Origin of the sequence: Janthinobacterium sp. LPB2021202312-11-4, assembly GCF_037049705.1 — a bacterium.
Classification (GTDB): domain Bacteria; phylum Pseudomonadota; class Gammaproteobacteria; order Pseudomonadales; family Pseudomonadaceae; genus Aquipseudomonas.
Genome location: NZ_JBAGKV010000078.1, coordinates 1 through 1,778, shown reverse-complemented (window position 1 = coordinate 1,778; position 1,778 = coordinate 1). Strand labels below are relative to the sequence as shown.

At 43.1% G+C, this 1,778-nt stretch carries 2 protein-coding genes; both read left to right on the top strand.

Annotation, left to right across the window (positions count from 1 at the left end):
* The first annotated feature begins 483 nt into the window (after positions 1–483).
* Entirely contained in the window at positions 484–1,332 is an 849-nt protein-coding gene (locus tag V5E99_RS30890; protein ID WP_499806306.1) for a DNA adenine methylase, read from the top strand.
* The coding region (locus V5E99_RS30885; RefSeq protein WP_499806305.1) for a metallophosphoesterase at positions 1,329–1,778 on the top strand (450 nt) is incomplete at its 3' end. The genes V5E99_RS30890 and V5E99_RS30885, both read left to right, overlap by 4 nt.

The following is a 1,778-nucleotide window of genomic DNA, read 5'->3' as shown; positions in this document are numbered from 1 at the left end:
TTGAACTCCAAATGGTTGGAGTATCAAAAAAACGGTGGGTACTTCAGACCTTCCCTAGGTCATGGCTCTTCGGATCAAAATTTCAAGCTTGACCAGCACTAACACTGGCTAACGACAGAGGCCCCTCAGCTTCGATCCATTCTTGCAGCCAAGCACTCCACTCGACATGTGTCATCGGATTAACGAGCAGCAGATACCCACGCAATGCGTGTTGATTGCGCCGATGATCACTGGTGGAGAGGGATTCACTGATTCAGCCAATCGCAGGCCACGGGATCGCCGTGCAATGCGAGCAAGAAATCGGTGCACGCCTAGTGAGGTTCTTAGAGTGGATAGCCGCTCTCTTACCACCCGACGGTCTTCATTTCGTTCGCCTAAAAAGCTCAATACGTCCTGACGACATCACAACCCAGTACAGCTGGTCGAGCGACCGCGTATACAGTAGAATCGAGAAAATTTCACTATTATCTAATTTGAATGAAAATGGCCAGCGCGGAATATAAAGAAGAAGTTGCAAGGCGGCCATTAGAGCCCCTAATAAGATGGGCAGGGAGTAAGAAAAAACTAATTCCCCTGCTCAAAGCAAACATACCAAAAACGTTCAATAAATATATTGAACCATTTTGTGGCTCGGCATGCCTCTATTTCAGCCTTCGCCCCACTAAAGCCGTGCTTAGCGATATAAACAAAGAACTAATTGTAAGCTATAAAACAATAAAAAAAGACTCAAAAAAGATAACTGAAAGGCTTTTAGGTGCTGAAAAGTGTAAAACTGAGTATCTCAGGCTGCGAGAATTAGATCCGAGTACTCTTGATGAAGTCGAAAGATCATATCGATTCATTTATTTGAATAGATTTTGCTTCAATGGTGTATATCGAACAAACAGGGAAGGAAAGTTTAATGTCCCCATGGGAACCAAAACAGGGAATCTACCAACCCCTGCAAAAATCTCAGATTGCGCAAAGGCTTTAAAGAGCGCCAGTCTTATTTATGGCGACTTCAAGAAAACCTTAAAGTATATTGAGCAAGGCGACTTTGTATATCTTGACCCACCTTACACAAAGGAGGGAGCGAAAAACAGAGGGGAATATGGTCATGGCTCCTTTGACTACCAAGATATACCAACGCTTATAAGCTATCTGGAAAAAATTGATGAAAAAGGCGCTTACTTTCTTTTGTCGTACAGTTGTGATAGCGCTCTATTAGATTTACTGCCTAGTAGATGGTATAAACTCGAGCTAAGTGTAAATAGGCATGTTGCTGGATTCAAGCAGCACCGCAGTATAGCGAAAGAAGTATTAGTTGCAAACTACGAGCTTGCATCGCTATGACCAAGATAACTATAGCCGTTCTGAGCGATCTTCATCCTACAGTATCTTCTGATCAGAAAAGATCACATCTGCATACAGATGCTGAAGAAAATGAAGCATTTCACCCTGTCAGTGGCATTAGAAAACTAGCACAAAGCTCTTCGCTCAAAGTAGACGTCGTGGTATGTCCTGGAGATTTTGGAAATCGATCTGATCAGGCGAGCATAAAATATGGCTGGCAAAGTATACATAAGATCAAAGAGTACTTATGCGCAAGCGCCGTCATTACCTCACCGGGGAATCATGATCATGATTCAAGAGGGACTCAGGTAGATTTTGACCCAAAATATTTTCTCCAAAGCCTTGAGCCAGGTTTTCCATTCTCTGAGCACGACAAGAATACACATTTCTGGGCATGGCACTGGGCTGAGTCGAAACTTGAAAAGTGTAGATTCATTGTATTAAAC